Source organism: Methanosarcina barkeri 3 (assembly GCF_000970305.1).
Lineage (GTDB): Archaea > Halobacteriota > Methanosarcinia > Methanosarcinales > Methanosarcinaceae > Methanosarcina > Methanosarcina barkeri_A.
The window spans coordinates 2,823,504-2,848,687 of record NZ_CP009517.1 but is presented as its reverse complement, the minus strand read 5'-3'; the positions used below and the strand labels follow the sequence as shown (position 1 = coordinate 2,848,687).

21 protein-coding genes are annotated in these 25,184 nt (G+C 39.5%); 16 read left to right on the top strand and 5 right to left on the bottom strand.

Features of this window, described 5'->3' with window-relative positions:
- Positions 1–21: 21 nt before the first annotated feature.
- The 5 genes from MSBR3_RS11425 to glmM form a co-directional block, all read right to left on the bottom strand.
- Positions 22–1,134 (bottom strand): site-2 protease family protein, encoded by a 1,113-nt coding sequence (locus MSBR3_RS11425; protein WP_048108255.1) that lies wholly within the window; start codon positions 1,132–1,134, stop codon positions 22–24.
- 118 nt (positions 1,135–1,252) lie between these two features.
- Positions 1,253–1,690, bottom strand: a complete 438-nt coding sequence (locus tag MSBR3_RS11420) for a DUF126 domain-containing protein (protein ID WP_048108253.1) — start codon at positions 1,688–1,690, stop codon at positions 1,253–1,255.
- Entirely contained in the window at positions 1,677–2,894 is a 1,218-nt protein-coding gene (locus tag MSBR3_RS11415; protein ID WP_048108251.1) for an aconitase X, read from the bottom strand. The genes MSBR3_RS11420 and MSBR3_RS11415 overlap by 14 nt, the downstream gene beginning before the upstream one ends.
- Positions 2,895–2,937: 43 nt before the next feature.
- A complete protein-coding gene (locus MSBR3_RS11410) occupies positions 2,938–4,206 on the bottom strand; it encodes a UbiD family decarboxylase (RefSeq protein WP_048108250.1) in 1,269 nt (422 codons plus the stop codon).
- 343 nt (positions 4,207–4,549) lie between these two features.
- Complete coding sequence (glmM, locus tag MSBR3_RS11405) at positions 4,550–5,908, bottom strand: phosphoglucosamine mutase (RefSeq protein ID WP_048108249.1); 1,359 nt, start codon at positions 5,906–5,908, stop codon at positions 4,550–4,552.
- Positions 5,909–6,180: 272 nt separating this feature from the next.
- Between glmM and larE the strand changes: the two genes are divergently transcribed.
- From larE to MSBR3_RS18975, 16 genes are all read left to right on the top strand, one after another.
- Complete coding sequence (larE, locus tag MSBR3_RS11400) at positions 6,181–6,999, top strand: ATP-dependent sacrificial sulfur transferase LarE (protein ID WP_048108238.1); 819 nt, start codon at positions 6,181–6,183, stop codon at positions 6,997–6,999.
- A gap of 325 nt (positions 7,000–7,324) precedes the next feature.
- Positions 7,325–7,768 (top strand): GNAT family N-acetyltransferase, encoded by a 444-nt coding sequence (locus MSBR3_RS11395; RefSeq protein WP_048108236.1) that lies wholly within the window; start codon positions 7,325–7,327, stop codon positions 7,766–7,768.
- Positions 7,769–8,217: 449 nt separating this feature from the next.
- Complete coding sequence (locus MSBR3_RS11390) at positions 8,218–9,846, top strand: PKD domain-containing protein (RefSeq protein WP_052723379.1); 1,629 nt, start codon at positions 8,218–8,220, stop codon at positions 9,844–9,846.
- 1,158 nt (positions 9,847–11,004) lie between these two features.
- Entirely contained in the window at positions 11,005–11,553 is a 549-nt protein-coding gene (locus MSBR3_RS11385) for a DUF531 domain-containing protein (protein ID WP_080942286.1), read from the top strand.
- A 285-nt stretch (positions 11,554–11,838) separates the two neighbouring features.
- On the top strand, positions 11,839–12,162 hold the full coding sequence (locus tag MSBR3_RS11380; protein ID WP_048108234.1) for a hypothetical protein: 324 nt from the start codon (positions 11,839–11,841) through the stop codon (positions 12,160–12,162).
- Between the two features lie 42 nt (positions 12,163–12,204).
- A complete protein-coding gene (locus MSBR3_RS11375) occupies positions 12,205–13,386 on the top strand; it encodes a cysteine desulfurase (protein WP_048108232.1) in 1,182 nt (393 codons plus the stop codon).
- A 298-nt stretch (positions 13,387–13,684) separates the two neighbouring features.
- Positions 13,685–14,494, top strand: coding sequence for a class I SAM-dependent methyltransferase (locus tag MSBR3_RS11370; RefSeq protein WP_048108231.1), 810 nt, complete (start codon positions 13,685–13,687; stop codon positions 14,492–14,494).
- A 504-nt stretch (positions 14,495–14,998) separates the two neighbouring features.
- The gene (locus MSBR3_RS11365; protein ID WP_394297730.1) at positions 14,999–16,657 is read left to right on the top strand and encodes a type II/IV secretion system ATPase subunit; all 1,659 of its coding nucleotides are present in this window, start codon (positions 14,999–15,001) and stop codon (positions 16,655–16,657) included.
- Between the two features lie 186 nt (positions 16,658–16,843).
- On the top strand, positions 16,844–18,826 hold the full coding sequence (locus MSBR3_RS11360; RefSeq protein ID WP_048108228.1) for a type II secretion system F family protein: 1,983 nt from the start codon (positions 16,844–16,846) through the stop codon (positions 18,824–18,826).
- Positions 18,827–19,458: 632 nt separating this feature from the next.
- Positions 19,459–20,001, top strand: coding sequence for a DUF7344 domain-containing protein (locus MSBR3_RS11355; protein ID WP_052723378.1), 543 nt, complete (start codon positions 19,459–19,461; stop codon positions 19,999–20,001).
- Between the two features lie 525 nt (positions 20,002–20,526).
- Positions 20,527–20,652 carry a hypothetical protein gene (locus MSBR3_RS21475; RefSeq protein WP_268989080.1) on the top strand — a complete coding sequence of 42 codons (126 nt, stop codon included), beginning with the start codon at positions 20,527–20,529 and terminating at the stop codon, positions 20,650–20,652.
- 351 nt (positions 20,653–21,003) lie between these two features.
- Positions 21,004–21,552, top strand: coding sequence for a TasA family protein (locus MSBR3_RS11350; RefSeq protein WP_048108226.1), 549 nt, complete (start codon positions 21,004–21,006; stop codon positions 21,550–21,552).
- A gap of 83 nt (positions 21,553–21,635) precedes the next feature.
- A complete protein-coding gene (locus tag MSBR3_RS11345; RefSeq protein ID WP_048108224.1) occupies positions 21,636–22,262 on the top strand; it encodes a TasA family protein in 627 nt (208 codons plus the stop codon).
- Positions 22,263–22,371: 109 nt separating this feature from the next.
- Positions 22,372–22,851 carry a signal peptidase I gene (locus MSBR3_RS11335; RefSeq protein WP_080942284.1) on the top strand — a complete coding sequence of 160 codons (480 nt, stop codon included), beginning with the start codon at positions 22,372–22,374 and terminating at the stop codon, positions 22,849–22,851.
- 30 nt (positions 22,852–22,881) lie between these two features.
- Entirely contained in the window at positions 22,882–23,811 is a 930-nt protein-coding gene (locus MSBR3_RS11330; RefSeq protein WP_048108221.1) for a hypothetical protein, read from the top strand.
- Between the two features lie 139 nt (positions 23,812–23,950).
- A complete protein-coding gene (locus tag MSBR3_RS18975; protein ID WP_052723377.1) occupies positions 23,951–24,982 on the top strand; it encodes a signal peptidase I in 1,032 nt (343 codons plus the stop codon).
- Positions 24,983–25,184 lie beyond the last annotated feature (202 nt).

The following is a 25,184-nucleotide window of genomic DNA, read 5'->3' as shown; positions in this document are numbered from 1 at the left end:
GTTTTTAAAAATCCATATTTTTCAGGGAATCGGTTTAAAAGGTATTAAAGTAAAGCAGAGTAAGCCCAGAATAAAGGTAATAATCCCTAATAGGATGCGTTTTTTGTCCAGTTCGACTTTATCGTGCAGAGGAGATGGATGCCCTACCGCAGCAAAAATCCAGAGGAAAAGGGCCCAGGATATCCATATGAATCCGTCTTCTTTCATCCAGTAAATTACATAAAGTCCTATCAGAAACAGGACACGAGGCATCATAAATGAAATCTTTTCCGCTTTCTTACCCAGCATAGCCCTGAGGATGTGCCCACCGTCAAGTTGTCCAGCAGGGAGAAGGTTGAGCAGGGTTACGAACATTCCTACCCAACCTGCAAAGGCTACGGGATGAAGGTTTTCTCCTGTAGCTCCGACAAGTTTCTGGATAAATACGAAAAGAGGAGGTAAGCCAAGACCAAGCATCATAGAATCCGACAGGGGGCTTACTGCAGGCGACTCAAGGTTAAGTCCTATTACCGTAACCGCAACTGACATAAACAGCCCTACCAGTGGCCCTGCAACTCCCACGTCAAAAAGTGCTTTTCGGCTTGGCACAGGTCCTCTATAGCGAATTAACGCTCCCATTGTGCCAATAAAAGTTGGGAAAGGAATGAAATACGGAAGAGATGCCTTCATTCCATGGTATCTGGCCATTACATAGTGAGCCATCTCATGGGAACCAAGAACTGCCATTATCGCAAGGGTAAACGGTAAGCCTCGGAAAAGCTGGAAGGGCTCGCTTTCGAGGTCTGCTCCTGACATCCAGGCTCCGCAAACCATAGTTGTAAAAAAGGTTGCTATGAAAAGGACAAGGTTTATCCAGGTCTTTTCCTTTGTCTTCTTTTCAGGAAAAACCAGCAGTACGTATTCTCCAAGCTCGTACTTTAGAGTACAGCTAAAACCAAACTGCTGTAAAGGCTCCCAGAGTTCTCCCGTAATATTTTCATTACTGGTTCGAGGAGTTCCATAGAAGTAAAGCGCTTCTCCGGAATTCTGGACCTCATAAACGTCGAATACCCTGACTATGTAAGGATATAAACGTGAAACCGTTTCTTCGGCATTGAATTTTCCTTTGCCTTTTTTATGGTTTTCCTGGTTCATTTTTGAGTTCCTATATCCCAGCTTAAGATTTGTTTTTTAGATTTATCCCTTTTCAACTTTATCAGTTCACTTCAGAACTTAAATTATCATTTTTCGTTTGCTAATTATTTCTTCAATTTTAATTACATTCAGTTTTATTTGTTTCCTGTTTGATAAGTTCAATATATCCTTTACTTCCGTTAACCACAACAAAGTCTCCATTATTTAATACTTCGTAAGGGTTTCTCTCAAGCATATCAACAAGTGGGATTTCGGAAATAATGGCTCCAACTGCAACTATGGGTTCGGTTTCCAGATTTATTATCGCTGAAGGAGCGACTCCGTTTTTCTTGAGTTGATACATAACGTACGAGCCGACTGTAGAGCCTTTGCCGTGGGGAAAAACAAGAACTTTACCCTGAATTGATTTTCCTTCAAGGGCGTGGTTTTCTTCAATTATAACCCCTGTTTTCGGGTCTACACTGCCAAGGAAAGAGATGGGGTCTATGGAGAGAAGTACTTCTCCTCTTGCACATCCTCTGGAAATTGTCCTGCCTTTAAGTTTAATTAGAACCACCTGCCTTCTTTGCAACCTTCTTTGTTGTCTCACCGATTGCTTCCTCAACACATGTTTCCATACTTCCGTATACTGCTTCAGCTCCACACATCCCTGGTACGTAAGCAAGCGCTTTTCCTGAGTTCACCATGACACAGGAATAGCTGTTGGTAGCAGGAGAAACTACCATGCAGGTATCACAGACAACCTTAGCTCCACTTTTTTCTATAGTCTTGATGTACTCAGGATGGAGCTTTGCAAGTTTTCTTGAGGTAAAGATCCAGAACTCTTTTAAAACCGTTTTCCCTCTCAGGAGTTCGGCTGCCTTTTCAAGCTCTGCTGCCGAGCAGTGAGGGCATCCTATGGTTATCAGTTCTGGCTCTTTGCAGGCTTTTCTCAGGCCTTCGTAAACCTCGTCGAGCTGACTTTTCTCAATAGTTATTTTTTCCGTCGGCTCTTCAAAATCCATCCTGCAAATCTCAGGCGTGACTCCTTTAACGTGGTAAAGGGCAACTGCTCCTGACGCTGCCATTGCAGCTCCTAGCGCTTTTAACTCATCCGCATCCGGAGTACACCTTAGATGAAAAATAGGCACCTTGCTTCCTGCAAGTTTGCCAGCTACATAACCGAGTGCACCGTAATCCGATCCCTTTAGTGAATACCCTACATCAAATGAAATCTCAGGCATACGGTTTTCGTCCAGATGGAATCCATAATTTGCAGTTTTTCCAAGAAGTGCCGCAGAAAGGGCTGAAGGTCCACCTTCCCGGTTTGTCCTGGCTCCAAGTACGGAATTTGCATAGGAGACAGCTGATGACTCACTCCATGCAAGATGGTCACCGTAACCAACGTTAAAACCCTCGAGATTATAGGGCGTGCACGTGCACTCGCACCGAATTCCCAGTTTTTCATATGCCTGAACAATCAATTTCTGCTTTTCCGCAAACTCGGGTGAAATCCTGAGCCTTTTCCAGTCTTGCAGATCCATCCCTGCAGGGTTCAGAATCGAAGGGACCTTAACCTTGCCCTGCAGGTCTGAAATCCATTCAAGGCCTGCATCGCCCATGGTTTTATAGGAGACCCCTGCTATCTGAGAGCTTTTAATTGGGATAAGTCTATCTGCACCGTAAATATCTCCAAGAGCTACCAGGATTTCGATAGCCTGCCTTAGAGTCTCCCCGGATTCTCCGTTCAGGATTTGTTCTTCTTCTTTTGTAAGATACATTGAAATTCACTCGGTAATTGCCAGATGCTTAAAATAATTTTATTTACTCTTCCGGAATTACTGCCCTTTCAAAATTTTCTTTTTCTATAAGCACTTTTGTAGCATCAATTCCCACTTTTGTTGTCGTTCCATCAGGAGCTCCTCGCGGGTCAAGGGAACTACCCCGGACATTGGGGATAATAAGAATATCCACATCTCCTTTCACCCTCGTGGCAATCGCAAACTCGACATCGTTAGGGTCAAAAATGTTTATATCCTCGTCCACAATCACTACATGCTTAAGGCTAGTATGTGCTGCAAAGGCCGCCATAATAGCGTTTTTTCCATCTCCTTCAGTCTGTTTTTCGATCTGAACGACTGCATGGAGATAACAGCATCCTCCTTCTGTCAATACTACGTTTTTGACCGTCGTGACCTCACCGACAGCCCTGTAAATTCTTGGCTCGTAAGGTACCCCCATCATCAGGAGGTGCTCAGGACCGGCTGGCAGAATTCCGTGATAGATCGGGTCTTTTCTATGGATAACTCGAGTAATATGAATAACAGGTTCCTTTCTTATAACATCGTATGTTCCTGTGATGTCTACAAAAGGTCCTTCATCAATCTTTTCTACAGGATCAATATAGCCTTCAAGCACAATTTCGGCATGAGGAACTTTTACCCCGTTTGCGCACTCAAACAGCTCAACAGGAGCTCCTCGCAGAGCAGCTGCGTATTCGAATTCTTTTCCTACAGGAACCCGTGTGGAAGTCGCATAAATGATTGTAGGGTCGCAGCCAAGCACGATTGCAACAGGCAAAGGTTCGCTTTTTTCAGCGGCTTTTTTGTGAAGCAGATAAGTATGCCTTGGAGGAACCAGGCGAACTGCAAGTTTATCTTTTCCTGCTAGCATAAGCCGATGAATTGAAGCATTAATTGTGTCTCCGTACTCGGAAACAACAATTCCTGCCGTTATATAAGGAGCTCCGTCTTTTTCAAAATGCGTGAGTATAGGAAGTTTCGTCAGATCAACCTGATCTTCTATGACCTCAAGGGTTGGAGATTCTGACACCAGCCGTACTTCGCCCTCAGGAGAAACTTCAGAAAGCCTCCTTATAATTTCTTCTTTAGGAACTCCAAGCATGGAGGCCAGTTCGTCTCTTGATCCAAGCAGGTTCATTATGACTTTTGAACCCGAAATATTATGGAATAAAACCGGGGCTTTTGCGGCTCTTGCAATTCTTGAAGCCTCAAACCTTGGAGACACAGATTGGAAAATCTCTACCAGTTTTCCATTTTCTTTTAACTGGTCAATAAAAGCTCTAAAAGTCATGGTATCTGGATATCAAAAAGCTGTCAGATAATAAAAAGATTGTCTGACAAGTTTTCTAATAATAGCTTTTGAAAAAACTGCTTTCCCGCAAGCCTTTTGAAAAAATTGCTTGACCGAAAACCTTTTGAGAAAAGGTTTTATCGAAAACCCGCGAAACGTTTGGATTTGAAAAAACTTATCCCCAAACCCTATAGGTGTGATCACAAGCCTTTTTTAAAAGGCTTGAGCGAAAACCCAGTAACATTTGGATTTGAGGAACTTATCCCCAAACCCTATAGGCGTGATCAACCGACGCAACGGTTGCGGGTCAACGGTTGATCGAAAATCCTAAAGAAATCCAGGCTCATTTGGAAATTGAAGCTTTTTCTGCTCTTATAACCATTTGAAGGCCTTCCTGCATGAGTTCTTCAGCTCTTTCCTGCTTTTTTGCTTCGGCAAAGATTCGGAATATCGGTTCCGTGCCAGACGGACGGATAAGGACCCAGCCGTCTTCATACCAGACTTTGACTCCGTCAATGGTGTCCATCTTAAACCCGAGGCCTGAAGCTTCATATTTTACTCTTTCCATTGTGGTCTGCGTGTTTACAGAGGGAACTTTGGTTTTTGCGTTGAAATACTGAGGTACACTCTTGGCGAGCTCGGAAAGTTTTTTCCCGCTAGCCAGAATTTCAAGTATTTTGGCACAGGCCATTGCTCCATCCCTGCAATACTGATGTTTGGGGAAAATAAGGCCTCCATTACCCTCGCCTCCGAATACTGCATTTACTTCCATCATTTTTCGGGCAACGTTGATGGATCCGACTGCTGTCCAGTAAAGCTCAACACCTTCTTCTTTTGCTACGTCAGCCATTCTCTGTGAAGAGCTAACGGGAGTTACTATGGGTCCTTTTTCGCGTTCAAGCATATATTTTGCCATCATGGCAAGCAGAACCTCTTCATTTAAGAACTCGCCATTTTCATCCATAAAGACTATCCTATCTGCATCACCATCATGGGCTGCTCCGAGATCGGCACCTGTCATTTTCACAAGTTCGGAGAGCTCGGTTAGAGCATCGGGGGTGGGTTCGGGATTTCGCCAGGGAAAGGTTCCATCTGGCTGAGCTCCAAGGGTCAGCACATTACAGCCCAGTTCTCTGAGCAGGAAAGGAAGAGTGAGCGAACCTGCTCCACAACCTGTATCAACAACTACCTTGAGTTTACTGCTTTGAATCTTTTCGGCATCTACAGCCTTGATAACATTTTTGATATAGTATTCATTGACACCCGGATCGATCCTGAAGCTACCGGTTTTCTCCCAGGATACAGTAGAATATTTTCCAGAAGAGTATATTTTTTCGATCTCCCTTTCTCCATCTCTTGGAAACTCCGTACCATCTCCAGCAATTAACTTGATTCCATTATATTGTCTTGGGTTGTGGGATGCGGTAATAACTATTCCGGCATCGGCATAATCACGCACATAATACTGAATAGAAGGAGTAGGAACTGTTCCCACGTCAATTACGTTCAGACCTGTTGAAAGAGCCCCGGCGATTGCGGCAGACTTCAGCATCTGACCTGAAATTCGGGTATCGCAGCCTATAGCAACCGTACCTTTTGAACCCATATATGTACCAAGACTTCTGGCTAAATTTGTAGCCAGTTCTGGAATTATATATTCATTGGCGATACCACGTACACCATTAGTTCCGAATAATGCCATGTAAAGTCTCCATCTTTGTAACTTGAATGATAATTCTGCCGTTCAGGCAAATCTGCTCTTTAATTTAATATTATAATAAATAAGACTTTGATTGAAACAAAGCTTTGGTAATAAAAACATTATAATGATTTCAAGATACCGCTATTTGAGAAGATTCTCAAACTTAAAAATAACGTCCGTTAGGTAAAACATAATTTTTTCAGATTGTTTCAAGCTACCTGACAATAGGGCTGGCAAATAAATATATCTTATTAGCTAAAAACCCGTTAATAATGGTCACTGAAAAGATAGAACTTATAAAGGAGGCTATAAAAGCCAGAGGAAGTACGATCATTGCATTTTCAGGAGGAGTAGACAGTGCCACTCTTGCAGCTCTTGCTTTTGAGGTACTTGGAAAAAAGGCTCTTGCCGTAACCATAAATTCCCCACTTTTCCCAAGGAAACAACTTGAAATAGCTGTTGAGACAGCCTGTGAGATTGGAATTGAGCACAAGGTCCTTTCTTTCTCCCAGTTGAGCCTTCCTTATTTCTCCGTAAACACACTAAACAGGTGCTATTTCTGTAAAAAAGCCTTGCTTGAAACCCTGATGGACTTTGCGGAAAAAGCAGGATATGATGTTGTACTTGAGGGCACTAATTTCTCTGAAATACATGGGGAAAACCGTCCAGGGTATATGGCGGTCCAGGAAGCCGGAGAAAAGGTTTTCTCTCCCTTCGTAAAGTTTAACGTGACAAAAGAGGAAATCAGGGAAGCTGCTTTCGAACTTCATCTTTCAGCAGCTAGCAGACCGTCTGCAGCCTGCCTTGCAACCCGTATTCCCTATGGTCAGCCAATAACGACAGAGTCTCTCCAGAAACTAGAAAAAGCCGAAGAATTTCTCTTTTCCCTGGGTTTTACCCAATTTAGGGTCAGGATGCACGAGAACCTCGCTCGTATAGAAGTCACACAGAATGAACTGGAAAATGCTTTGCTGAAAAGAGAGAAAATTTCACGGCATTTGAAATCCCTGGGTTTTGATTACGTAACTCTTGATCTTGAGGGCTTTCGGAGTGGGAGCATGGATGAACCTTACACCTTGAAGAAAACCTGATAACCAGAAAACAAGCAAAAAAATAAGGATGAGAAAAATAAGGATACGAAAAGTAAGGGTACGGTAAGTAAGGGTACGGTAAGTAAGGGTACGGTAAGTAAGGGTACGGTAAGTAAGGGTACGGTAAGTAAGGGTACGAAAATTAAAGATACGAAAATTAAAGATACGAAAATTAAGAATACGAAAATTAAGAATACGAAAATTAAAGATACGAAAATTAAGAATACGAAAATTAAGAATACGAAAATTAAGAATACGAAAATTAAAGATGCGAAAATTAAGGATACGACAAATAAAGATATAACAAATAGGGATAAGAAAAATTATGAAAGAGATCTGTATCCGAAAAGCCAGTAAATCAGATCTGCTAGCAATTCAGAGGCTCCTATCAACTTACTTTCTTGACATGGAGGGACTTGAACCTGAAAATTTCATGCTGGCTGAACTCGATGGGAATATTGTCGGTTGTGTTGCTCTTATTAAATCCAAATCCTACGGTAAGGATTTTCTGGAGATTCATTCTATTGCAGTCCATCCGAACTTCAGGGGAAAAAGGATCGGAACCAGGCTTGTTAAATATCTTCTAACAGCTATTGGGGATCAATGTTGCGACTTATATGTCAGGACAACTGCTCCTATCTTTTTTGAAAAACTAAATTTTAAGAAAATAGAGAATTCTGAAAAGTTATCTGTCTGGGAAGATTGCGAAAATTGTGAACATTTTGAGAAGTGTACGCAGCACGCGTTGAAATATTCTTGTAAACATTGAATTTTCAGTTCAATTGTTAAGCCTCAATTCCCAAACCTCAACATAAATCTCTACCTAATAAACTATTTATTATCTTTTCTTTCAAAAAAACAGGAAATAAGAGTCTTTTTCCATATTCTGAATTTTTGGTCTATAGGTCAACTATTAGCTGAATTAATACCTGACTTTGAAAAATTCCAAAAGAGCGAAAAAGATTTCAATAGTATTTTATATCGGGACATTATTTCTATTACTTTAACAACCATTGCAAATAATTGGAATTTTAATTAAAAAATTTTGATTTTTCCGTGTTGTTTAGTAATTGTTTTTGGTTGCAATCAAAATCAATGCTCAGTTTCTCAATGTTCAGTTTACCAATGTTCAGCTTATTAATTTTCAGTTTATCAATGCTCTATTTCGACAACTCCGAGGAATAGTAAGCACTGAAAGAAGGGAAAGAGGAAGGATAAATGAAACAGACAGAAAAAGCTCGTTCAATAGCTTTAGCTTCAATAGCCATGATTTTACTTTTAATGTATGCCTTATCCATGGCATCGGCGTCTCCTGAACAAAACCCACAAACTATTGCTCCATCGGATATCAGCAGTAGAACAGGAGAATCTTCTGAGGACAAACTTGTTTTAAGTGAATTATCTACAGAAGGAATTAATATAGCCACGGAATCTATGCAACCTGCTGCGCTCAAGATCACTGAAACTCGAATCACCAATAGTAAGTCAGAGCAGTCCGACCCTGTTATTTATGGTAGCAAGATTGCGTGGACAGATTCTCACAATGAAAAATCTGATGTTTACTTATATGACCTCTCGACCAGAAAGCAAACTAAGATTACTAACACTGGACATGCATTTTTTTCTACTATATACGGAAACAAGATTTTGTGGCAGGATTGGTCTGACAGCGAAAATGGTAGTGTGTATATTCAAGACCTCTCAACTAATAAGAAAACTCTCATCACTACTTTAAGTGATGCCTTCGATAGTGCTTCAGTTTACGGTGACAAGATTGTATTTACGACTTGGGGTGCTCTCTTAATGTATGACCTTTCCACTAAAAAACTAACCCAGATTCCTACTAATGTAAATGCAGCCTACTCTGATATTTATGGTAATAAAATAGTATACTGCTCGAATTTCCCCGATGAAAACGACAATACCAATATCTACATGTACGATCTTTCTGCTAAAAAGGAAACTCAGATCACTACCCACGCATCAGGATGTTCTCCTGCTATTTACGGTAACAGGATTGTATGGGAAGATGATCGCAATGGAAACTATGATATCTATATGTACGATCTTTCTGCTAAAAAGGAAACTCAGATCACTACCAATCCATCCGCTTCACGGAATCCTGCAATTTATAGTGATAGGATAGTGTGGGAGGATGATCGCAACGGAAATCGGGATATCTACATGTATAATTTGTCCACTGGTCAGGAATGTCACACTACTAACAAATCAGATCAGTATGATCCAGAGATCTATAGTGACAGGATAGTATGGACAGATATACGAAATGGAAATCCTGATATTTACATTGGCTTTGTTTCAAATGTATCACAGCCAAAACCACCTGTTGCTTCATTTTCTGCATCTCCAACCTCAGGAAACGTGCCCCTTAAGGTGCAGTTTTCCGATAAGAGTACAGGCTCACCAACTACCTGGAAATGGACTTTTGGAGATGGTAAAACTTCAACACTTAAGAGTCCTGTACACACGTACGGTAAAGCAGGAAAATATACTATCAGCTTAATGGTAAAGAATGCTGCAGGAAGCAATACGAAAACAATAAAGAATTACATAATTGTAAATCCCGCTCCTACAAAACCTGTTGCTGCGTTTTCTGTGAAACCTGCCTCAGGAAAAGTCCCTCTGAAAGTACAGTTTACTGACAAGAGTACAGGATCGCCAACCACATGGAAGTGGAGTTTTGGAGATGGAAAATTTTCAAGAGCTAAGAATCCTGCACATACCTATAGTAAAGCCGGAAAATATACTGTCAGCTTAACAGTAAAGAATGCTAAAGGCAGCAACACTAAAACTATGGCTGGATATATTACAGTTTCCAAAAAATAAGTATTTCTAACTAAAAAACAAGAAAAAAATCAAGGCTAAAGGGTATGTATAATCGTTGATCAGATCTGAAAAAAGGTGAAAGTAGTCCTTTTTTTCAGATTTGAGAACTACCTTTTTACAATTTTCAATAACTGATCTTAAAATCCAATTGTTTAACTTATTTTTAAGCTAATTTGAAGTATTATCTGCCCTATTCTTACTTTTTGTGTCAAATATTTAATATTAAAAAATTATAAGGTATTTTATTGAAGAATTAGGCATTCAATTGATAAATATTGAAAATAATTGAAATCGTAAGCAAGAAATTTTGGCGTTTTTCAGTTTTTTAGTGATGTATCGCTAGTACAGGCGAAATATTAAGCTCTCCAAAAAATGAGCATTATTATTGAAAACGCAATGATATTTTTTGAACAACAGGCATAAACAATGAAAATGTTTGCAGATGGCAGTATTCTCATGCTAAAACAATTATTATTGAAAAACAATTACATATATAAGCATAAAAAGTGGGGAGCTTGGACATATATCGATATAGAAACTCACAATTTGGTTTTTGAATCTCATAATTGGAATAGTTAATTAAATATAGAAAAATGATCCTGAAAATTCCTGATAATTCAGAACAAAGCAAGTTCTAGATAATTTTATAAAACCGATATATAATAAGTTAAAACAATAGTGAGAAAAGTTTAGTAATCTTTTACGGTTTGATAAATTTAAATATGTAAACAGTATAATTTAATATATGAAATTTTTTAACATAGCTTTTGGGACAACAAATCTGTTTCATAATAAATGTGAATACAGGTTAAGATGTGTTGGGTATAAGGATAATTCTTACACATGTACAAAAACACTGGATAAAAACTACTGTGGAATTTATAATCAGTTTTCACAGGAAACCTGAGTTATTAAACACAAAACTATAATGAATTCGGATTTAGGTTACTCTGTCAAACTTCTGTTTTTTGTTTTACTATGAGTTAAATCGTAAAATCTCAAATCCGAAAAACAGGAGTTTGATTCCTTTTTATCTAATTTGAAAGCCATTGTTTTAAATGCTGCCTAAGTAACTGACTGCTCAAGAAGTTATTAAAACCCGAAAAACTTAAGAAAATCACTAAAAGTTGACGAAACATTATTTTACGAAAAAAGATAATGAAGCACCTTATGCTCACCCTTGGAATAGTAAACACCTATGATAAGATCAAAGTTCTCGATGCACATTATCGTGCAATTGCAAGAGCTGCTCCGATCTGCCATGCTTTTGGATTCCACTTAGCCCTTTACGATTTTCCTTTCAAGATGAGTGCAGAAGAACTGGTTGCTTATGTAATGGAAAAAACCACAATAGGAGAATCGGGAAGTTATCTCAAAATTCTTTATGAGAAAAACCATTTGTCAGTCTCCGATCTTCCAAAAAAGGGATTTCCCTCTCAGTTTGGGGAAATTGTAATAACCACCTCAAAACCTGATCCAAAAAGACAGGTTACACCTGTAAATATTGCCGAAGAAGCTCTTCGAAGTCGTTCATTTCTATTTCTTGTAGGGCTTGGGCACAAAGGGCTTCCTAAGGAACTTTTCGAGAGAGGAAAATACCACCTGGATATTACCTGTAAAGGACTTTCTCTTGAGACATGTACTGCAATAGGGGCAATTCCGGCTCATCTCTCAGGGCTCATGGCAAATCTTGAAACTAAAAAATAAACTTCTGATACAGGTTTCTGGAGGTAAAAAAGACAACTATTCCAATTGTTCGCTCATAAAGTTTCATTTAATTAAAAAATTTCAAACGAATCTAAAAGAAATTCCGAAATCAATATATACAACGATTTACAATTAATACTATTTGTGGGTAAGAACAACGCTCGCTGCGCTGTTGTGGGGTTTTTAGCCCGTTGGAAATAGAATTCTGGCCTGCTTTTAGGTTTTATCCAAAGGATTGAAGGCTCTGAACCTTATTGCAGGAATATGTCCACAGAGAATTAGAGAATGATTTTGGTTGAACTCTCTGGAGGGGCTGGGAATTCTAACCTGCATTCAATTACCGCTTCCGAAAAGAACGGGAACTTTAACCAGATTGCAGGGCCCTCGAATTCCAAGGACTACTTTAACCCGCATGTAAGCGCAAACTTTGAAGAGACAGGAGGAAAATTTATGAGTGAATTAAAGCATGAATACGGAAAAAGAAAAGAATATAGACGTAAACACCAGGAAAATGGTTATCATGCCGTTGTAAAAGGCCGTACCGACAACCTGGACTCAGATGAACTAGACCTTTACCGCTTTATGATAGGCGGGGTGCAGGGTAAATAACCTGCAAAACCTTTTTTTATTTCTCGTCCCTAAAAAAGAAGCATGTACGACGTATATGCGGTCCGTGAAGATTTTCCTGTTCTTAAAGAAGTCGTGTACCTTGACAGTACGGCAACTACTCAGACTCCGATACCTGCAGTTGAAGCTATGGTCGAGTACTTTTACAGGTATGCTGGTAATCATGGGAGAGGAGCCCATCGTCTGGCAAGGGAAGCTACGAACCGCTATGAAGATGCAAGGGAAACCATTGCTCGTTTCCTGAATGCTGAGCCTTCGAAGACCGTTCTTACGAAAAATACCACTGAAGGAATCAATCTTATTGCAAACAGTTACCCATGGGAAGCTGGAGACCATATCGTTACAACTGTGCTAGAACACCATTCTAATCTTCTGCCCTGGCTGCGCCTGCAGAAAAAAGGGGTAAAGGTTACGATTGTAAATCCAGACAGTAAGGGAAAAGTCGATGTCTCTTCGATAGAGAAAGCCTTTACTGAGAAAACCAGACTGATAGCCATTAATCATGTTTCAAATGTTTTCGGTTCCGTCCAGGATGTAAAGAATATTACTAAACTTGCTCACAGGTACGACATAAAAGTCCTTGTCGATGGGGCTCAATCTGCAGGACATATGCCTGTGAGCCTTAAAGACCTGAACTGTGACTTTTTTGCAACTGCCGGACATAAAGGCCTGCTTGGACCTCAGGGTACAGGCGTCCTCTATATCAAAGAACCAGATGTGCTCGATAGTGCCTTGGTGGGAGGAGGTACGGTTTCGGATGTTGACGGATATACTTACGTGCTGGAACCTTCTCCGGCCTGTTTTGAAGCCGGAACTCCAAACATTCCTGGAGTTATAGGTTTAGGAAGATCAGTCGAATATGTAGAAAAAATAGGGGTCCCGGAAATCGAGTCACATGAAATAAGGTTGTCAAGGGAAGCTGCAAAAAGGCTCTCCGAACTCGAACATGTAGAGGTTTACGGGCCTGAAGACAGGGTAGGGGTAGTACCGTTTAACGTAAAAGGTCTTCATGCCCACGATGTTGCTTTAATCCTTGACCAGACAAGGAAAATCTGTGTCAGGAGTGGGCATCACTGTGCAATCCCAACTATTCGCTTCCTGGAAGTAAACAGCACTGTAAGAGCTTCTTTTGCACTTTATAATACCGAGGAAGAAGTAGATATACTGGTAAATGCGGTTGAAGGGCTCAAGGCACTCGTCTCTTGAGACACAACCCTTTTAAAAAAAGCTTGAGTGAAAACAATGTGATATGGCGTGACATGGTTTAAATAAATACACAATTTTCAAGATGCCTGTTACTCATGAAAAAAACCTTTTGACAGTCAATTCTGCTTTTAAATAATACGTTCCTGGATTACGCACTTGGGATACAAAATCAAGCACAACAGACAATAATCCAAAACCTGTGTTTTAAATAACTGAAGGTTAAAACATGTTTATTTCCCAGTTCAATCGCGTAAGTCCTAAATAACATAAATACTCATTTAAAAAAAGTGATTAAACTATGTCGGAAGTTAATTTTAATTCCAAAGCTTTTACATATGCAGATAATGCATTGGTTCAAAAGTCAGCCTCTGAAGTTCTCTTGAATTTATTATCAATTCAACCTGAAGAAGACGTACTTGATATAGGCTGCGGACCAGGTCATATCACAAAAAAAATTGCACAAATTACAAAAGGAACCGTACAGGGCATCGATGTTTCTCAAGGCATGATAGAGCAAGCAGTAAGCTCCAGTAAAGAGCTTCCCAACTTAAAATATTCTGTCATGGATGCTGAAAGTTTTGAGCTAGATACAAAATATGATGTCATTGTGTGTAACTCGTGTTTTCAATGGTTTCAAAAACCAGAACAAGTATTGATGCGTTGTTTTAATGTGCTTAAGGAAGGAGGTAGAATAGGAGTACAGGCTCCAGCTACTCAATCTTATTGCCCTAACTTTATTTCAGCAATAGAAAAGATCCGTATGCATCCATATACACGAGAGGTATTTAGTCACTTTAAAAGCCCGTGGCTTTTCTTTGACAGCAAGGAAGAATATGAGAGGCTTTTTATGAGTTACGGGTTTGATATAATTTATAGTGAACTTCGGGAAGAATCAAATCTCTTTTCTGTTGAACAAGCATATAAAATATATCAATCAGGAGCTGAAAACGGTTACTTAAACCAGTCTTTTTACACAGTTACTTTGACAGACGATTATATCAGTGTTTTTCGTAAACTGGTTAAAGAGGCTATTAAAGAACAGGCAGATAGTTCAGGAATGGTTAACTTAAAGTTTGAAAGAATATATTTAATTGCTAAAAAACAATGAATTTCCAGCCTTCTATGCATGCTTATACTATTGGATCATATCCCTAAGTTATTGAACTGAAATTTTGAACGTTAACAAGTCCTTTAAACTCCGCATTTTGAACGTTAACAAGTTCTTTAAACTCCACATGTGATCAATTATTTTTTTGGTCACTAATAGAGTCTTCCTGAACTGTTTTTAGATTATAGAAAATAATTCTGAAACTTTATTTTTGAAAATAAGTTGGTTTTGGAATAAACTCAACGTTAAAATAAGTTAATAACTCAAGGACACAACCAATTTCTAAATTATAAATAAATTTATTGAAATTTTTTTGACGTACAAGCATTTCCTCATGAAAATGATTTAGTGTCAAGAAAACCAGCATCCTTCTTTTGAAATTTTAATTAGGATACATTATCGTTTAACAGAATCCAGATTAAACATACAAAGTTTTTTTAATGTGTTCATCTTATATGACCTAAGAAAAAACCTGAGGACGAGAGTTTGGACGATATAAAAGAAATGCTAGCGAAGAATAAATTTATTTCGGAGTTATTGGAGAAAAAGGGTGACTATAAGTCTATCGCAGAAGTTGTAACAAAAGTTAGAAGTTGCTTTGATAAACCTTTGAGAGTTTTACCAGTTTACGATCCGGAAAAAGAAGGATCTCTTGTAGATTTTATAGTTCCTCACGGGTTAAAAGAACTCGAAAGATACTGGCTTCAAGAACCCTACACTTTTGTGTCGATCCTGGAAGACCGTAGATCGACATATTACAGGCTTATTGAGCCTTCTCTTACAAAATTTGAAAAAGAGCTCATCGAAAGAATTTATGACGATTTTCAGGATATCCTGGTTCTTGGCTCTACGCATTCCACATCCGAAAAAGATGAGTTTCTTGTAGATAGAACTCTCTTTCTTCTTGAACGTTATAAAGCTGACATTCCGAAGGCCTCAATTTTAAAAATTATGTATTATCTCAGAAGAAATTTGCTGGGCTACGAGAAAATCAATCCTCTCCTTTATGATCCTTATATAGAGGATATTTCATGTGATGGAGTGGGAATCCCTCTTTATGTTTATCATAGCAGATATCTCAATATTGAATGTAATATTACTTTTGAAGAAGAGGAACTTGATGCTCTCGTAATCAAGATGTGCCAGTTGAACAATAAACACGTTTCTATAAGCCAGCCAATTGTGGATGCGACAATTCACGACGGTTCAAGACTTCAAGCTGTTTTGGGAAGAGAGATTACTCCTAGAGGCAGTTCTTTTACTATCCGTAAGTTCAGGAAAGATCCAATGACTCCTATAGACCTGCTTGGCTATAAAACGTGCGACCTTGACATGCTAGTATATTTCTGGCTGGCTATCGAAAATAGCTATAATATGCTTTTTGCAGGTGGAACAGCGTCAGGAAAAACATCTATACTGAACGCTACATCCTTATTCATGCCTTCTACAACGAAAATAGTCTCTATCGAAGATACAAGGGAACTCTTACTTTACCATAATAATTGGGTTTCCGGGGTTGCAAGGGAGGGTTTTGCTGCAGATTCTTCGGGAGAAATTACAATGTACGATCTTTTGAGAGCTGCTCTCAGGCAGCGTCCGGACTATATTATTGTAGGTGAAGTAAGAGGCAGTGAAGCTCTCACTCTTTTCCAGGCAATGTCAACAGGACATGCAACAAGCTCAACAATGCATGCGGGAGATGTACAGACCGTTGTAAACAGGCTCACTCACGAGCCAATAAACGTGCCTCACGTTATGTTGCAATCTCTAAATGTGCTCTGTATTCAGGAACAAGTGTACATAGAAGAAAAAAGAGTTCGGCGAACCCGAAGTCTTGTCGAAGTCCTGAATGTCGATCCTGAAACAGGAGATTTAGGTATAAATGAGCTTTTCAATTGGGATCCTCAGGAGGACTGCTTCGTTAAGGTAGGAGATTCTCATGTTCTACAGGAAATTATGACTGTAAGAGGATGGGATACCAGTCAGTTAGGAAACGAGATGGAAAACCGAAGAAAAGTTCTGGCTTATATGTACGAAAAAAACATAAGAAACTATATTCAGGTGTCCATTGTAGTTCAGGCATACCAGATTCATCCAAAGATGGTTATGGAAGCTATAGAAAACGATACTCTGGAAAGTATGATACAGAATATGGCTTTTTAAGAGCAAGCCTTTTCAAAAAAGGCTTGAGCGAAAACACTGCTAATCTAAAACAACACGACGGCATGATCGCAAGCCTTTTCAAAAAAGGCTTGAGCGAAAACACTGATAAACCTAAAACATTATGACGGCGTGATCAACCGGCGCAACGGTTGCTATACAAGAATATAGCTGCTTAAGAGGGGGAATATGACTTATACTATTCTGGATGAACTAGCATACCGGTTTTATGGGGACTTTTTCTATAAAAATAAAGAATATTTCCAAGATTTAAAAGTAAAAATACGCTATTCTCATATCTCTATGTCAGTAGACCAATACCTTGCTTCTACTTTAATGTACTCAGTAATTGCAGGAATTGCCACAGGAACCTTTGGCTTATGGTTTGGATTCAAAATTTTTGGGGACCCAGTTTCCCGACTTAGCTTTTTTGTAGATCCTAGACGTGCCGACATTGCAGGTGGATATGTATATCTTCTCGCAGTTCTAGTTGGTCTTATACTGTTTCTTGTAAGTTTTTTTGCTGTGTTTCTTGTAGCGTATATTTATCCTTATTTTCAGGCTAATAATCGACAAGCTTCTATCGATAAATCCATGCTTCCGGCGATAAACTATATGTATGCTCTGACAAAAGGAGGTATGTCAATTTATGATGTGTTCAGGTCTTTGAGCAGACATGCATACATATTTGGCGCAACTGCAGAGGAAATCTCCTATATTGTAAGAGATATGGACTACCTGGGAAAGGATTTCATAAGTTCCCTTAAAGTTTCCAAGGAACGCACCCCTTCAGAAATTTTCAAAGACTTTATTGATGGACTGATCATTGTTTCAAGCAGCGGAACTATTACCGAATATATAAAAAATAAGTCCGAGCAATATCAGGGTCTGGCCGAGATGGCAAATAAAAACCTGTTACAAAGACTTGACGTACTTGCCGAAATCTACGTGACAGGTCTTGTTGCAGGCCCTCTTTTCATAATGGTAACCCTTGTTGTACTACAATTTTTCCGGCCGGCTTCAGCTCAGATTCTTTACATGCTTATTTATGTGATATTACCTCTTGCAACCCTGCTATATTTAGTACTTCTCGATACTATGGGAGAACTTTCCATTGCTCCGAAAAAAGGTAATGTTCGCAGTTTTACAATAAACCTTTCCGATATCCCAGAAGTTAATTCCGGGCTTACTGAAGAGGAGGAGCAGAAAAGGAGAAAAACGTACCTATTGTACAGGAAACTTTATAGGTTCAGAGACATGGTGTTCAACCCTTACAGGACTATCAGGAATGAGCCAAGATACACGTTTTTCTTCGGCGTTCCGCTTGGAGTGTACTATCTTACTCAACTTCCAAGAAACCTTAGAAACAGACTTTTTTCTAGTTTCCATCACCTGAACATAGGTTTTGACCATGTCACTGACAGTGCCATAACGTTAATTACTGCTGTTGATGATTATTTTGTCATTTTTATTGTCGTTGCCCTGATTCCTTTTATAATTTTTTATGAAATCAAGGCATGGAGGATGCGCAAAATTGACGAGAAAATGCCTGATTTTTTGAAAAGTCTTTCCAGTATGAACGAGTCCGGGATTATGCTTGCAAATTCCTTAAAAATAATAGCTGAATCTAAACTGGGAATCCTTAGTAAAGAACTTAAAAACTTAAAGGAAGATCTTTCCTGGGGCACTTCCACATCTAAAGCCCTTATGAACCTTGAGAGCAACATAAGAACACCTTCTTCAAGCCGAACTCTTCATATTCTAGTAAAAGCAAATGAGTCTACAAGTGACCTTAAAAACGTACTCTCGATTACTGCTAAACAGGCTAGAAATGACGAGGATATGAAAAAAGAACGCTCATCATCAATGGTGGTCTACGTTGTTACGATCTATGTAGCCTTCTTCGTTTTCCTTTTCATAGTTTATATCCTGGCTACTAATTTCTTCCCTCAAACTGCTTCTTTCGCTACCTCTTCACAGGGAATGGGAAGAATTGGCGGATATTTTAATGTAGAAGAATACAGTATGCTTATGTTCCACTCCGCTCTGGTACAAGCTTTCACTTCCGGAATTATCGCCGGGAAGATGGGACAGGGATCGGTATATCTGGGCTTGAAATACAGTGTAAGTATGGTAATAATAACTTACGTGGTTTTCACTATGTTTGTTTGATCTTTCCCAATTGTTTTGTTTTTGAATTTTATGGCTTATGTAACTCTATGTTTTATTGGAGGTTTCAAGTGCTTCAGTTCCAAAATCTATTTCTTATTTCTTAAAAAACTATCTTTAAATCTATTTAAAAGTCAAGTTTTATGAATCAATTTCGGAGTCGCGGTACAATAATATCTATGTCAGAAAAGAGGTGATGTATCAGTTGCAACGCAGTTGACACTCTTAGCAAAAATCTCTCATTAGATATAAATTTTGTCTATTAATGGGCTAAAATAAGTATTTATTCAAATTAATTATAATTAGTTTAAGTAAATTGTCATAAAAAGTTATGTGCTTGATTACCTCTTTTTTCCTTATTAAATCCGTAATATAAAATCTATGTTTTTCATAAAGCCTAAGATCTTCTTGCCAGTAAATAAATTTAAAATCAGCATTCTGTGGCTATAATATCTATTGTTCTTCTTTTATTTTCTTGTTTTCGATATGATTACCCGGATAAATATAATATCTCAATTAATTAAAAATTTTAGGATTTTAGTGAACAACATCTTCATAAAAATATATAGTATACAGATTAAAAAAGTTTATATGTCTGAGTATAGATTCAAATTCATTAAGAGTGGGGTGTACTCATGACTGAGAGTGTAAATTATACAGGTAATTCGCAAAGAAGTATGCAGATGCAACCGCAGCTGTCAAAAAGCGATATTTTTGGAGTACTACAAAACGACAGAAGAAGGTATGTTCTTGAATTTCTCCGCACTCAGGGAAGCCAGAGCATACGTTCTCTGTCCGAAGAAATTGCTCGTGTTGAGTCTCAAACAGAAGAGCCGAAGAGTAACGTAAGAAAAAGTGTATATATTTCACTGCTCCAGACACATATTCCAAAAATGGAAAGCCTTGGAATCATTGCCTACAATAGGGAGCAGGACACTGTAGAACTTCTTCCTGCTTCTCGGGACTTTGATGTTTACATGGAAACCGTCAAAAAAGGGGACATCCCCTGGAGCCAGTTCTATCTTGGCCTGAGTGCACTTGCTATTGTCGGCAGTGTCACGATTTTTACAGGTTTGATCCAGTGGATCTCAAGCCTCCAGTGGATGCTCTTTACAAGCATAACCTTCTTTGTATCCTCAGCCGCCCATCTGCGCCATGTCCGCAAGCTTGAAGAATAGCTCTCCATGTTTGCAACGCAACCGAAAATCGGTCAAAACCGGTTATCGGTTCCCTTTTTAGTTTTTTCCGAAACGTATTCTGATGATGGTAACCCATCATTAAAGAATTGAAACGACTTAAATCTTCTATTTTTCCCGGAATCTTTTTGTTCTCTCAGGGCACAGGCAGTATATCCAGGCTTTACCTCTTCCTAAGTTTTCTTTGCTCACTTGCAAAGCAGTATATAAACAAGTTCTGAACAAGCAGGAATTTACACTAAAAATTATAGACTTTTTCCCTGGCGTCCAGGTAATCTATCCTTTTCTAGAGCATCCTAACATTAACCTACTGTTACTTTCCTGCTGAACCTACAGTGCCTCTTACTAATGTTAATCTCCTCTTAATAGCCCAGAACTTCGACTAATTTGCCAATAACTATCTCCATACGAGCCATAGGTGGGAATAGCTCAGATCGCGGGAGTGGGGTGGAGGATCGAGCCAAGAAATGGGCTTCATCTATTTCCTTTGCAGTGATCTGGGAGTAAATGAGTAAATTCCTCGGATCAAACAGGGGTGAAGGGGTAAAGGATGAAGTCCAGAAATGGGCTCTAGGTCCAGAATGGGTTTTTCTTCTTTCCTTTGCCACGATTGGGGAGCAAATTGACAACTGAAAATCAGATTGATCAATTACAGATCGTGGGAGTGGGGATGAAAGATCAACTCAGAAATGGGTTTCTTCTCTTTTCCTTACAGTGACCGAGGAGTAAATGAGTTAAATTAACCTGGATCGCAAGGGCTGGGAGAAGGATCGAGCCTAGATATAGGTTTTCCTCTTTCTTTCCTCTTTCCCTTGCAACGATCAAGGAGTAAATGAGTTGATGGTAAATGAATAACTCTTAGATTGCGGGAGTGGGGGATGAAGAGCGAAAAATCTAGTCCAGAAACGGTCTTCTTCTCTTTTCCTTACATCAATCGGGGAGTAAATTGACAATAATATGATTGATCAAATAGGTGGAAAGAAAATGCTTAACAAGAAAATGCTTTTGAGCGTGCTAATTATTGGTGTAGTTGCAACTGTCGCAGGAGCTGGAACATGGGCAGCATTCAGTGACAGTGAAACAAGTGATGGAAACACTTTTACAGCTGGAACATTAGATCTCAAACTAAATGGCTTAGACGGAATTACCGGTTTTAGTATCGGGGATGTCGCTCCTAATGCCCAAGGTACTGCAGGAACTATTACAGTCAAAAACGCTGGAACTATTAGTGGAAACCTTGTTGTAAGTTCTGCCAATATAGTAGAAGATGAAAATGGTATGAATGATGCTGAACAAGCAGTTGATTCTACTGCTGCTGATGGTGAGCTTGGTAGTGCAATAACTATATCAATTTATGATGGAGCGACCCTTCTCTACCAGGGACCTATAGCAGGTCTCTCTGACGAAAATCTCGGAACTCTTGCTGGTGCTGAGGAAAAAACTTTAACCATTAATTATGCAGTTAGTGATGCTGGCAACGAGATTCAGAGTGATATTTTAGAATTTGACCTGGAATTTACTCTCAACCAGTGATGAATAAGATTAACTAGTAACCAGTGATGAATAAAATTAACTAGTGGGGATTTATCCCCATTAGTTTTAAGGAGGCATCAGAAATGAAAGTGATACCTTCAGTTTTGTTAATTTCTTTTGTACTTCTTCTAGTTTCTGCAGGTACATGGGCATCTTTCACAGATGTTGAGACAGCTTCAGGAAGTACAATTACTGCTGGAACAATGGATCTGTACATAACGGATCATGGTCCAATCATTGACCATGAGTGGACGCTCACTAATATGGTTCCTGGGGACTATAAATCTGGTCAGCTTAACTTACACAACAATGGAACTGTTGCAGATCACGTAGAGATCGCATTCTCAACTGTTTGTCGAGATCCCGGCTATGAAGCAGGAGCAAATGAAGAAAGCGATACACTCAATGGTGCTGATGGGATGGATGAGTACTTGAAAGTTGTATCAATGTCATATATTAAATATGGATCGGGAGTAAGTTCTGGAAATCTTGTTAAAGACGGGGTTTCATCTGTTATCACTGACAGAAACGTAAACGGTTACATTGACCTTGCAGATCTCAATGGCATAACGCTGGATAATCTGGATGCGCCAGGACCTGGGCAGACTTATCCCATAGACTTCGATATGGAAGTACGTTTCGATGAAAGTGCTCCAAATGACTACCAGGGAGATGAATGTATATTGACAATGAAGTTTGACCTGAAATAAGATCCAAGTCAGTAGAACCTAAGTCAGTAACAGAGCAATTAGAAGGAAAGGAAGCAAAAAGAGAAAACTGCGAATTTCCCTTCCCTTTCTATTTTTGGCACGAGAGTATATGAAAATAATAAAGTTTTTTATCGGGTTGATATTTATCGTCATCCTTGTACCTATAGTTGCAACCATGGTTCCTACAGGTCCAGTCAAGTTCATGACTGTGACAGGAAGCAGTATGGAGCCCACAATAACATCCAGTGATATAATTGTGGTTGACACTACAAAAACGCAGCCTGTGGTTGGGGATATAGTGTCTTATTATCATACATTTGAAGAAAATCAGAGATTTATAGTCACACACCGGATAGTGGGAGTGGAGATCGGGGGGTACAGGACAAAAGGGGACGCATACACAAAGGCAGACGGCTACATTGTCACTCCTGAAGACGTGATAGGAGTTATGTATTTCAAGATCCCATACCTGGGTGAACTTGTTCACTTTGCAGGAACTTCTAAGGGACTCTTATTGCTTGTAATCTTCCCTGCACTGACACTGATCGTGCATGAGTTACGTGAGATTATTCGATTAATAGAGAGATAAATAAATTAAGGAAGATAAAGGGGGATAAACATGAGGGCGTTCGATAAAATAATACTTTTTGGCATGATGTTAACCCCTCTCGTTTTATCTGAAATTACATTCGCCTGTTTGACAGACAATACCTTTGCTTACTTCAGTGACATGGAGTACAGTACCGGAAACACAATAAAGGGAGGTACGTGGAACAACGAATCCAGCTTCCTTGTTGTATCCGACAGCAAACTCACCGGAAACGGCGAAAAACTTCAAGGAATCACTCTTGATGTAAGTGATACCCAGAATGTGACTATTGATAAGTTTCAGGTATGGTGGGACTCTACTCTAGAGGGTTCAAGCCATATAACGAGTATAGGCATAGACGGGAACGAGTTCTTTAGCGGTAGCCGGTCAGTAGGGGAAATTGTGGATGGGGAGGATTATCTGCTTGAAGCCGGATCCTCTGCAAAACTTGATCTCTGTTTTGACAGCAGTGTTTCGAATCTGTCTCCGTTCACCATTAACATTGTTATGAACGATGGATCTGTGAAGAGTTTTGTAACGGGTCCGAAATATCATTCGGATGTTACGGAAATCTCTAAGACGAATCAAGAGTCCAGTCAGAACGAACAGGAAGTTGAGCAGGAAGTACCTTTGACAGAAGCAGAAGATAGTCAAACGCAGGCAGAATCTGTAGACCGTCAGGAACCTGTAACAAATGAAGAAGAAAATCAGAATACTCCAGAAGCTTCTACAATCGATACTAAAGAAGAGAGCCAGGATGCAAAGGAACCAGCTGTTGAAGACTCCGAAGAAGAGGGCTATGATGGCCAGAAAATTTCCGTAACGGATGTAGAAGAGAGGCAAGATGAAGAGGGCCAGAAAGAACAGGAGTCACCTGTAGAACAGGAATCACCTGTAATAGACATAGAAGATGGTCAAGCACATGAAGATAGTCGAAAACTGGAAGATAGTCAAACATAGGAAGGGTCTGTAGATAGCCAGGAATCTGTGACAGGCACTATGGAAAGTCAGGGTTCGGACACTTCTGTAATAGATACTGAAGAAAAGAACCCTGGCACACAGGAAACTCCTCTTGAGAATTAGCGGGTGAAAATGAAACATGAAGAAGAGAGAAATTATACAGGCTACAATTATCTTTCTGATTGCAGTGTTTCTTGTCAATTCCTTAATTCCATTTTTTACAGGTTCATCGCAAGCCCTGATTGTGCTGAGCGGGAGTATGACGCCGCTAGTACTGCCAGGAGATATGATAGTTGCAAAATCGATCAGTACGGATGAACTTACGGTAGGGGATGTTGTAGTTTTCCGGGGTACTGGAGAGAAAGCTGACAGTCTTGTAACGCACAGGATTGTAAATATACAGGAAGGAAAAGAACGTGTCTTCCAGACGAAGGGGGATGCAAATGAGGAAATAGATGACTTTAAAGTCCCTGCATCCGATGTTGTGGGAAAACTGACTTTTGTTATTCCATTTGCCGGACATTTGCCTGAAGCCTCCAAAAATACGAATCTGTTTTTCCTGACTGTTATTCTGCCTGCAGGCCTGATAATCCTCGATGAATCAAAGAATATTCTTAAGTACAGCTCTCCAGCTCGAGCTCGAAAATTCGAACGAGAGCAGAAAAAAGTTGCCAGGCGCACTTCTTATGTACTCGACGGAATACGGTTGGCTGCGCTTATTTTTATAAGTGGGTTTGTTTTTACAGGCATATTCTTGCAAAATCTGGAAGGAAATGGACCTGTAGTCCTGGAGAAAGAGTACAAAGTAGAAAACTCTGGAATTCTACCATCTGTGTATGTTTTCACACCCGATAATCCGGAGCAAAAGTTTGCTATTGAGCACTGGTACGGAGTTATTCCTCCAGCCAACTCAACTCTGGTTATTGCACCTGGAAATACCCCTGCAAAATTGAGTACAGTACCTTATATATTGCCGGTTTTCTGGATAACTGAGCTTGCGGAAATAAGTCCTTATCTCCCTACTGCTTTCGGTATCTTGCTTTATGTATCAGCCTTTACATTGCTTCTGTCTCCCTTTTGGTGCCGAAAATTGGGAGCTAGATCGCATAGAAAAAAGATCTTGATTCATTGGCTGCTTGCACAGAGTAAGAGGACTCTCAACCTGGGATAAACTTACGAGAAGAACCAACCGCGGCTAAACCCAACTCTATGTCTATCATTTTTATGTTTATCACTCCTATGTCTATCATTTTTATGTTTATCGCCTCTATGTCTATCTTATGTTTATCACTCCTATGTCTATCATCTCTATGTTTATCACCTCTATGTGTCTATCATCTCTATGTTTATCACTCCTATGTCTATCATCTCTA

What these genes read in the sequence shown, in the direction of transcription:
- MSBR3_RS11425 (WP_048108255.1), bottom strand. Translation starts at nt 1,134, where the DNA reads ATGAACCAGGAAAACCATAAAAAAGGCAAAGGAAAATTCAATGCCGAA.
- MSBR3_RS11415 (WP_048108251.1), bottom strand. Translation starts at nt 2,894, where the DNA reads ATGTATCTTACAAAAGAAGAAGAACAAATCCTGAACGGAGAATCCGGG.
- MSBR3_RS11410 (WP_048108250.1), bottom strand. Translation starts at nt 4,206, where the DNA reads ATGACTTTTAGAGCTTTTATTGACCAGTTAAAAGAAAATGGAAAACTG.
- glmM (WP_048108249.1), bottom strand. Translation starts at nt 5,908, where the DNA reads ATGGCATTATTCGGAACTAATGGTGTACGTGGTATCGCCAATGAATAT.
- larE (WP_048108238.1), top strand. Translation starts at nt 6,181, where the DNA reads ATGGTCACTGAAAAGATAGAACTTATAAAGGAGGCTATAAAAGCCAGA.
- MSBR3_RS11395 (WP_048108236.1), top strand. Translation starts at nt 7,325, where the DNA reads ATGAAAGAGATCTGTATCCGAAAAGCCAGTAAATCAGATCTGCTAGCA.
- MSBR3_RS11390 (WP_052723379.1), top strand. Translation starts at nt 8,218, where the DNA reads ATGAAACAGACAGAAAAAGCTCGTTCAATAGCTTTAGCTTCAATAGCC.
- MSBR3_RS11385 (WP_080942286.1), top strand. Translation starts at nt 11,005, where the DNA reads ATGAAGCACCTTATGCTCACCCTTGGAATAGTAAACACCTATGATAAG.
- MSBR3_RS11380 (WP_048108234.1), top strand. Translation starts at nt 11,839, where the DNA reads ATGATTTTGGTTGAACTCTCTGGAGGGGCTGGGAATTCTAACCTGCAT.
- MSBR3_RS11375 (WP_048108232.1), top strand. Translation starts at nt 12,205, where the DNA reads ATGTACGACGTATATGCGGTCCGTGAAGATTTTCCTGTTCTTAAAGAA.
- MSBR3_RS11370 (WP_048108231.1), top strand. Translation starts at nt 13,685, where the DNA reads ATGTCGGAAGTTAATTTTAATTCCAAAGCTTTTACATATGCAGATAAT.
- MSBR3_RS11365 (WP_394297730.1), top strand. Translation starts at nt 14,999, where the DNA reads ATGCTAGCGAAGAATAAATTTATTTCGGAGTTATTGGAGAAAAAGGGT.
- MSBR3_RS11360 (WP_048108228.1), top strand. Translation starts at nt 16,844, where the DNA reads ATGACTTATACTATTCTGGATGAACTAGCATACCGGTTTTATGGGGAC.
- MSBR3_RS11355 (WP_052723378.1), top strand. Translation starts at nt 19,459, where the DNA reads ATGACTGAGAGTGTAAATTATACAGGTAATTCGCAAAGAAGTATGCAG.
- MSBR3_RS21475 (WP_268989080.1), top strand. Translation starts at nt 20,527, where the DNA reads ATGAGTAAATTCCTCGGATCAAACAGGGGTGAAGGGGTAAAGGATGAA.
- MSBR3_RS11350 (WP_048108226.1), top strand. Translation starts at nt 21,004, where the DNA reads ATGCTTAACAAGAAAATGCTTTTGAGCGTGCTAATTATTGGTGTAGTT.
- MSBR3_RS11345 (WP_048108224.1), top strand. Translation starts at nt 21,636, where the DNA reads ATGAAAGTGATACCTTCAGTTTTGTTAATTTCTTTTGTACTTCTTCTA.
- MSBR3_RS11335 (WP_080942284.1), top strand. Translation starts at nt 22,372, where the DNA reads ATGAAAATAATAAAGTTTTTTATCGGGTTGATATTTATCGTCATCCTT.
- MSBR3_RS11330 (WP_048108221.1), top strand. Translation starts at nt 22,882, where the DNA reads ATGAGGGCGTTCGATAAAATAATACTTTTTGGCATGATGTTAACCCCT.
- MSBR3_RS18975 (WP_052723377.1), top strand. Translation starts at nt 23,951, where the DNA reads ATGAAGAAGAGAGAAATTATACAGGCTACAATTATCTTTCTGATTGCA.